Here is an 8,109-nt window from a genome sequence, read left to right as displayed (position 1 = left end):
TATCATCCATTATCGTCAAGGGGTTAATGGGTTAGACTCTATTTTTGAGTTTAGATTTTCGTAGTAGATGGTGGCGGCGAGGAGCGCCGCCATAGAAGTTTCTTATGGAACTAACGGGGCAGATTAGTTCAATAAGGATTATAATCTGGTTGTAGGAATAGAACCTATAAGGTGGTAAATAAAATGGAAACAAATGCTTTATTTTACAAGATTCAAAAGAGAACTATTTGGACTGAGGATTATGTAAATTGGTCGCACAACTTGTTAAAAACCGATGTGTCATCACCATCCGTAAATATTATTTCTTCATTTCCATTTGACGAAAATATTTTCGAAGTGGAAGTTTATTTTAAAAGAGCTTTGAATGAATTGGTAATAGAGAAACCAACCCTTGAGATATGTGCTAGAGCCTATATAGGTCATTTAGCAAATGAAATTATTAAAGAAAATAACCATTCATTGACCTTTGATTTTGCTTATATGATTTATCGGATTGTTGCTTCAGATTTAGATTATCCAAATGATTTGATGGAGTGGTATGAGATAAGTGAAATGATTGATGAACTACGAAATGGTGATATACCTTTAGAGTTTAATGAGAACGATGTAATATCAAGGATTAAAAATGAGGCAGGTAAATATCTTATTAGGGATTAGTATTTCTTCTTCAACTAACGGGTGCGTTAGCTGAAGATCAGAGCTGTCTTTAAGGCAGATTTTCTTTATGCAACTATCGGGGCAGGCTAGTGGAATAAGCAGGAAATAAATAATAAGCCGTGCAATATATTTAAGGAAAGGTAAATTAGTTGTTTCTGTGTAAGGGGGGATTTTATGTCAAAGTATATTAGTATTTTCTTCTTAACTGTAATGGTAAGTGTAATTCTCTTTTTTATATTAGGTTCTGTATATATGGGCGGGGGCGATCCCGCAGAAGAAGCAGTTTTCACATTAGGAACCATAATTGTCATTCTTCTTTCATTTTTGATTTCACAGATTTACTATTTAATCAATTTGATTAAGAAGATAAGGTAATTTCATTTTTTCACTAACGGGGCAGTTTAGTTGCTTGAGTTAAAGGAGATTTAATGTATTTGTAAAAACCTGGAGATGTTATAATTTAGAAAGGAATAAGCCGAAATTTTATTGAAAAACAAAACATATAGGATGTGTTGTTAATGAAAAAATTTCTGGTAGGAATAGGTATCGTAGTGGTAGCCCTTCTCATTTCGGTGTTTTTGAGTGATTTCACTTTATTGTATAAAATTACTGGAGTGGTCGCATTAATCTCACTAATAATGAGTGCATTGTTTTCTGGAGCATTTGTTGATGGAGATAGGTTGGGCCGAAATTTACAATCTGAATCAAAAGAAGATAGAAAACAAAGATTTTCAATGACTAATACAATTTTATTGATTGGACTACCGAATTTATTAATCGCAATGGTTAGTTATTTTGTAATGAACTAACGGGTGCGTTAGTTCATTAACTTGGGTTGCTTCGGCAGCCTTTTCTTATGGCACTAAAGGGGCAGTTTAGTTGAATATGAAGGAGTAGAAAGTTACTTTAAGCAGATATATAAAAGTGAAACTATAAATTCCATAACTATATTGAATGTTGCTATGATCGGAAATGAACATATCAAATCTCGCTTTGGAAAGGTTATAATGATAACTTTTGAAACTTTTATAATTGAATTAACGTAAATATAGTAATTATTTATTGTAGGGAAGGGATTATTATTTTAATTTATTATTTCTTATTTGGTTTAGGTGTGTTTTTAGTTATATTCACAGTGATATTTTTTATTGAGATGTATATAGAGAGAGAAATTGAGTTTTGGCAGACTATTAAAATGCTGGGCGGTTTTCTAGTGGGACTCCTGCTTTTATGGATGACCATTCCAAGTCTAAAAGATGTAATAACGAAAGACTTTGATGTTGTTAATGGAAAATGTACGATAGAAATATCTTCATCTGGTCGTTCTTCTGATTCGACTTTCAATATGTTTAATACAGACGAACAATTTAGTTTCATGGAGATTCCTGACCTTGATGCTTATGGCAAATCAATTCCTTATTACTGTGAGATTACGGTGACCAAAGACCATATGTGGGAAATGGATTATAAAATTTACGATTTAAAGACAGGAAAGCTTATGGATTCACACACAGGTGAGTAGCTTACTTTAAAAAAATAATAAGAATAATTATACATACGCAGCTGAGAAACCAATCCCAAATCAAAGTTTGTTGATACAACAAAACACTTAAAACGTTGTCATATCAATATTTTAAGTGTTTTTCTTTATTCTATTCCTATACAGCTTTTTATGCACAATCGTTTGAACCTAGATATAACAAGACTTTCAACGATGTTCAAAAAAACTACACTGGCACACGTTCTGCAAAAAAATTTGCATACGCAACTCTTTTTTCTTATTGAACTAACGGTTGCGTTAGTTGAAGAATTTGATGTATAACCACACAGTGGTAAAAACAATTCCAGTGATAATGATGTAATTTTTTAATTATTGGCTCTGTTAAAGGATGTTGTTGATTTTCTTGATGAACTAAAGGGACAGTTTAGTGTAACAACAATACAGTTTTTTTACGGCGATGAAAATTGTTAACAACGTCTAAATATTTTTAAAGTGTTACATCCAAGGTGGGTGAACAGAGTTTACTGTAAAAGATTTAAAATATGCCAAAATAGTGATCAAGGTTATTTTGATCACTATTTTTGGTTCCAAATTTCCTATGTCTTCTATTCAATTTAAAATTAAATACCAGAGCAATGATCAATATGGGTTTCCTAAATTATGAATTATATGTTTCTCTGTTTAGGTTCACAATATCTTTATGTGAAAATCTAGCTGAAAACTTCTCCATCGCCTTATCCCGTAGGAATGGGGCTTCATCTTTATTTGCCTTTTTTAATGCTTCCGTTAGTTCCTCTTTTGTTAGTTCTGTGCAGTATGCAGGAGTTCCTGGCTGTTGTCTCCATGAATCATTTAAAGAACCACTATCTACTGCGTCGAAGCCTAGCTCGTTTACTACGTTCATGATTATTTGTTTTTGTGCTAGGTTATTACCAGCAATCGCCATGGCAATGCGTCCACTAGTACCTTCGGGGGTTTCCTTATTTTCTAAAGTATAAGCTAATTGATTGTTGAAAGCTTTAATGATAGGTCTACCTAATTGATTTGAAACCCAAACACTTTCAACCATCCCGTTCTCAATTTCTTCAATTTTATTGTCTCTAAAAGGATAATAATTTGAAGTGTCTACAACGATTACTTCCTCTCCAGATTTATCTACAATGTTGCGAATGCTTGGCATTACATGAAAAGGGATAGATATTATAAGAACATCAATATTTGTTATTACATCTTCTACACTCACAGGTGTTCCAGCAAGCTCTTTTCCTTCTAAACGTTCAATTCCTCGAGCATCTGCAATTTTGACATCATGTCCATTCTTAACTAATTTTTTAGAAATAATTGTCCCTATTGGTCCTGCACCTATAATTCCAAATCTCATTATTGTTCCTCCTAAATATAATTTTGTTCGATTATGATTTTATATCAGCTAGCCTCAACACGAAATTGTCTACATTCCTTTTTTGTAAGCATTAAGGTAATTGATCTTGGTTATAAATAATATAATGAACTCATTACTCTTACTTTTGAAGTAGGCAATAAAAAATGATATAGTACACTTTTTTGTACTTTATAGAAGAAAAGGGATGTAAGTATGGCTAGAATATGCAAGGATGGATTTGAAAAAGAGTTTATTAAGGAGCAAAGAGACGTTTATGGTATTGCGTATACCCAAAATATGCTTTCAGGACGCTGGAAGTATCTTATTCTTTGGTTTTTAAAAACAAAAGAACGTCGTTATAGCGAAATTAAAGCTTTTTTATGGGACATTTCACAAGGTTCTCTTACAAAACAGTTGAGAGAATTAGAAACAGATGGATTAATTAATCGAGAAGTTTTTCCTGAGGTACCTCCACGTGTTGAATATTCATTAACAACTAAAGGGCGTGAATTTATCCCAATACTTGATATGATGGAGAATTTCGGCAAAAAATTCGGGGAGAAACCTGAGTGAAATAATAAAATGATATTTTTTATTAATTGAACCGATATTGTGAAGGGTTGTACTTAAACTAACGGGTGCGTTAGTTGAAGATCAGAGCTGTCTTTAAGGGAGCTTTTTTTTATGCAACTATAGGGGCAGGTTAGTTCAATAAGGAAAAGGTGCTTTAATAGAAAATAGAGAATTATTGTAAATGAGTGATTTTATTCTTTTTGAAAGGGGTTTTAAAGTGGGAAAAGTTGTTGGATTTGAATTAAGCAGTCAAGAACCAGAAAAAGCAACAAAATTTTATTCCAAGGTATTTGGATGGGAGTTCTCTGAGCCACAATGGGGCTATTGGGCAGTTTCTACGGAAAAAGGTACTGAGAGAACTGGAATCAACGGTGGAATAAGTAAAGGAACTAATGATTATCCTCATGGATCACGTATTCAAATAGAGGTTGATTCCATAGATGATTCTATCTCCAAAGCAAAAGACAATGGTGCAATGGTGGTACGAGACAAGATGGAGTTTGATGAATTTTTTCTCGCATACTTAGTGGATCCAACGGGTATTGGGTTCGGTCTTTTTCAAAAAAAATAATCAAATTAAAGGATTGATAAGGATGTATACGTTATGACTGTAAATAGGTTTTTGGTGATGAATAAATAAAGTTTTGAGGAGATATTAAATGATAAAAATAAACACAGATTTAGTTTCAAAGTTAATAAACAGCCAATTCAAAGAATGGTCTAATTTGGAAATAAAACCTGTAGAAAAAAGTGGAAATGATAATAGGACTTTTCATTTAGGCAAAAATATGAGCGTTAGGTTGCCAAGTGATGAAGGCTATGCTCCTCAAGTTGAAAAGGAACAAAAATGGTTACCCATTCTTGCCGAGCATCTTTCTATACCAATATCTAAACCATTAGCTAAAGGAGAACCTAGTGAGGATTACCCATATCCTTGGTCTGTTAACAAATGGTTAGATGGAGAAACATTGTCTTTAGAAAATATCGATGACTTAAATCAATTTGCAAATGATTTAGGGAAATTTTTAGTTGAATTACAATCCATTGACGCGAGTACTGGTCCTATAGCTGGGAAACATAATTTTTACAGAGGCGGAGATATTGCTGTATACGATGAAGAAACTAGAAATACAATTAATAAAAATGTAGATGTTTTTAATGAATCCTTGTTGAAAGAAATTTGGGAACTGGCATTAGCTTCAAAATGGAATGGTAAACCAGTTTGGGTCCATGGTGATGTAGCACCAGGAAATATCTTAGTTAAAAAAGGTAAATTATATGGTGTTATTGATTTCGGAATCTTGGGTGTAGGAGACCCTTCTTGTGATGCTGCAATGGCGTGGACTTTTTTTGATGATAGTAGCAGAAAGATATTTAAGAATGCATTAAATTTTGATGAAGAAACTTGGAATAGAGCAAGAGGTTGGGCTTTATGGAAGGCATTAATAACCTATAATTATAATAAACAATCTAACAAAGCAATCGCAGACGAATCATTTTATATTATAAAAGTAATCCTTAATGACTACGAAGCAGAAGATAAAACCATTAATATATATTGAATTAACAGAGCAGTTTAGTGATAATTAAAATCAACTTTTATACATTATTAAGTTTAAATTTTAAAATAATTGGAGGGGTTAAGATGTCAATAATAGGTCATTTTATATAACGCTGCTTATTACTAATTAGAGGACCTCCTAATAGGAATATGTATTAAGAAATTAAATCATTAGGAGGAGAAAAAAATGCGTTCAGAAAAAGAAATGATGGAATTGATATTACGAGTAGCCGAGAAAGATGAGAGAATACGAGCCGTTGCAATGAATGGTTCCCGAACGAATTCTAATGTACCTAAAGATTCTTTCAGAGATTATGATATTGTTTATCTTGTATCTGAATTACAATCGTTTCTAAACAGTCCTGATTGGGTAGACGTTTTTGGAAAAAGAATAATAATGCAAACACCAGAGAATATGGCAATGTTTCCACCTGAATTGGGAGGAAGATTCACATATTTAATGTTATTTGAGGATGGTAATAGAATTGATTTAATGCTGATTCCGATTGAGGAAAAAGATATTTATTGTTCTGAAGATGGATTAACAGTTATTTTATTTGATAAAGATGGGAATATGCCTAAACTTTCTGAACCAACAGATAAAGATTACTGGGTAAAAAAGCCTTCTGCTGAATTTTTTTCAGATTGTTGTAATGAATTTTGGTGGGTTTCCACTTATGTAGCAAAAGGGTTATGGAGACAAGAAATACTTTATGCCTATGAGCACTTAAATAGTGTAAGAGAAATGCTGTTAACAATGCTAGAGTGGAAAGTTGGTATAGAAACCAATTTTTCTTTGAGTGTAGGAAAAAACAGTAAGTACTTAAAGGGCTACATTGATAATGACATTTGGGATAGATTGATGAAAACATATCCTAATGGAGATTACGAACAAGTTTGGAATTCATTGTTTGAAACAATTGACTTATTTGAGCAAGTAGCGATTGAAGTAGCTAGTAATCTTGATTATCAATATCCTTTTGAAGATGCGAATAAGGTAAAACAATACCTTACTAAAAATTAAACTCAATTTGTGAAGCTAAACACTTAAACTAATGGGTGCGTTAGCTGAAGATCGGAGCTGTCTATAAGGCAGCTTTTTCTTATGGAACTATAGGGGCAGGTTAGTTCAACAATTGGGCCATATTCTTGAATAAGGGTAATGCAATTTTTTAATCTCCTCATTTTTGTTTTAAGGGTAGCAATTTACCAATATAAAAATGGTTTACATCCCATAAATACCCTATAATTGGGGCAATACGAAAAATAAAAAATAGATGGGAAGAAATCCAAAATGAATACTATTAATGACATGATTTTGAAGATTTCATCTGTATTTTCTCAGTTAGAAGAAGTGGAAGGTGTTGTACTCTCTGGCTCTCTTTCAACAAATACCCAAGATGAACATTCTGATATAGATTTGTATATTTATAGTGATCAAGAAATCCCTACCAGCACTCGCAAAAAATTGTTAGAACCGTTTTCGGATTATATGGAGATTAATAACCAGTATTGGGAAACAGAAGATGATGGAACGCTAAATGAACCCAATATTGGTATAGAAATTATATATAGAAATTATGCTTGGATTGAAAACGAACTTATGAAAACGGTAGTGAATTTCCAGGCTCAGGTCGGTTACACTACATGCTTTTGGAGTAATTATTTAAATTCCAAAATACTATATGATCAAAATGGTCAATTAAAGAAACTACAGGATAAAATTAACGTAGCCTTTCCAAAAGAATTAAAAGAAAATATCCTTAACAAAAATTACCCTTTATTACGAGACAGTGTTACATCCTACTATTGTCAAATCGAGAAAGCTCTAAAAAGAAAAGACTACATAAGTGTCAATCATAGGGTTGCTGCGTTACTTGCAAGTTACTTCGATATCTTATTTGCGATTAACGAGTTGCCACACCCTGGAGAAAAGAAATTAATTAAGATTGCGCAAAAAACATGCAAATATCTCCCAGACAAGATGGAAGAAAACATAATCATGATTCTTAGCAACAATACCATAACACTATTAAGTGACATAAATGATCTGGTTGACAATTTAGATGATTTGTTAAAAAGTAATAACTTATAACCTTATCCAGCTGAAGTTCCAGTCCATAAATAATCAATACAAAGAAAACAACCTGGCTGTTAAAACCGAGAATCGATTGAGTTTAAAGCCAGCTAATAGAAGCTTCATAGTTATTCCATTATCGGGCGCGATTCTTTAATAAGAATCGCTTTTCTTATAGTACTAACAGGTGCTTTACTTCAATAAGGAAGGTTGCTGAGGCAACCTTTTTCGTGCGCCCGGCATTGGTGCAATCTATAGGGTGTAAGTCCCGAACCATGAAGGCAGTAGTAATGGTTAGCTTAATGCAAGGGTGTCCATGGTGACGTGGAATCTGAAGGAAGCAAGCGGCAAACCTCCGG

11 protein-coding genes are annotated in these 8,109 nt (G+C 32.9%); 9 read left to right on the top strand and 2 right to left on the bottom strand.

Annotated features, from left to right (window positions below; translation table 11 throughout):
* The first annotated feature begins 183 nt into the window (after positions 1-183).
* The 4 genes from ACQKMR_RS27825 (at position 184) to ACQKMR_RS27810 (ending at position 2,179) form a co-directional block, all read left to right on the top strand.
* Complete coding sequence (locus ACQKMR_RS27825) at positions 184-657, top strand: hypothetical protein (RefSeq protein WP_057219596.1); 474 nt, start codon at positions 184-186, stop codon at positions 655-657.
* A 174-nt stretch (positions 658-831) separates the two neighbouring features.
* Positions 832-1,032 (top strand): hypothetical protein, encoded by a 201-nt coding sequence (locus tag ACQKMR_RS27820; RefSeq protein WP_427700157.1) that lies wholly within the window; start codon positions 832-834, stop codon positions 1,030-1,032.
* A gap of 143 nt (positions 1,033-1,175) precedes the next feature.
* Complete coding sequence (locus ACQKMR_RS27815) at positions 1,176-1,466, top strand: DUF5316 domain-containing protein (protein ID WP_427700156.1); 291 nt, start codon at positions 1,176-1,178, stop codon at positions 1,464-1,466.
* A gap of 404 nt (positions 1,467-1,870) precedes the next feature.
* Positions 1,871-2,179 (top strand): hypothetical protein, encoded by a 309-nt coding sequence (locus tag ACQKMR_RS27810; protein ID WP_427700155.1) that lies wholly within the window; start codon positions 1,871-1,873, stop codon positions 2,177-2,179.
* A 637-nt stretch (positions 2,180-2,816) separates the two neighbouring features.
* Here ACQKMR_RS27810 and ACQKMR_RS27805 read toward each other — a convergent pair.
* Entirely contained in the window at positions 2,817-3,539 is a 723-nt protein-coding gene (locus ACQKMR_RS27805) for an NADPH-dependent F420 reductase (protein ID WP_427700154.1), read from the bottom strand.
* Positions 3,540-3,752: 213 nt separating this feature from the next.
* On the opposite strand from ACQKMR_RS27805, the gene ACQKMR_RS27800 reads away from it, so the two are divergent.
* The 5 genes from ACQKMR_RS27800 to ACQKMR_RS27780 all read left to right on the top strand — a co-directional run bounded on the left by ACQKMR_RS27800 (position 3,753) and on the right by ACQKMR_RS27780 (position 7,768).
* Positions 3,753-4,112: a winged helix-turn-helix transcriptional regulator gene (locus ACQKMR_RS27800; protein ID WP_260287829.1), complete on the top strand. Its 360-nt coding sequence runs from the start codon at positions 3,753-3,755 to the stop codon at positions 4,110-4,112.
* 217 nt (positions 4,113-4,329) lie between these two features.
* Positions 4,330-4,683 (top strand): VOC family protein, encoded by a 354-nt coding sequence (locus ACQKMR_RS27795; RefSeq protein WP_427700153.1) that lies wholly within the window; start codon positions 4,330-4,332, stop codon positions 4,681-4,683.
* A gap of 88 nt (positions 4,684-4,771) precedes the next feature.
* Positions 4,772-5,674, top strand: a complete 903-nt coding sequence (locus ACQKMR_RS27790) for an aminoglycoside phosphotransferase family protein (RefSeq protein ID WP_427700152.1) — start codon at positions 4,772-4,774, stop codon at positions 5,672-5,674.
* Positions 5,675-5,860: 186 nt separating this feature from the next.
* Entirely contained in the window at positions 5,861-6,697 is an 837-nt protein-coding gene (locus ACQKMR_RS27785; protein ID WP_427700151.1) for an aminoglycoside 6-adenylyltransferase, read from the top strand.
* A 270-nt stretch (positions 6,698-6,967) separates the two neighbouring features.
* Positions 6,968-7,768, top strand: coding sequence for a nucleotidyltransferase domain-containing protein (locus ACQKMR_RS27780; protein ID WP_427700150.1), 801 nt, complete (start codon positions 6,968-6,970; stop codon positions 7,766-7,768).
* A gap of 154 nt (positions 7,769-7,922) precedes the next feature.
* On the opposite strand, the gene ACQKMR_RS27775 is transcribed toward ACQKMR_RS27780, so the two are convergent.
* Positions 7,923-8,109, bottom strand: a 187-nt coding sequence (locus ACQKMR_RS27775) for a hypothetical protein (protein ID WP_427700149.1), incomplete at its 5' end; no start/stop codon positions are given.

The organism is Peribacillus sp. NPDC096540, from assembly GCF_050278525.1.
Taxonomy (GTDB): domain Bacteria; phylum Bacillota; class Bacilli; order Bacillales; family DSM-1321; genus Peribacillus.
The sequence above is the reverse complement of the archived record's forward strand: the minus strand, read 5'-3'. Positions and strand labels throughout refer to the sequence as shown.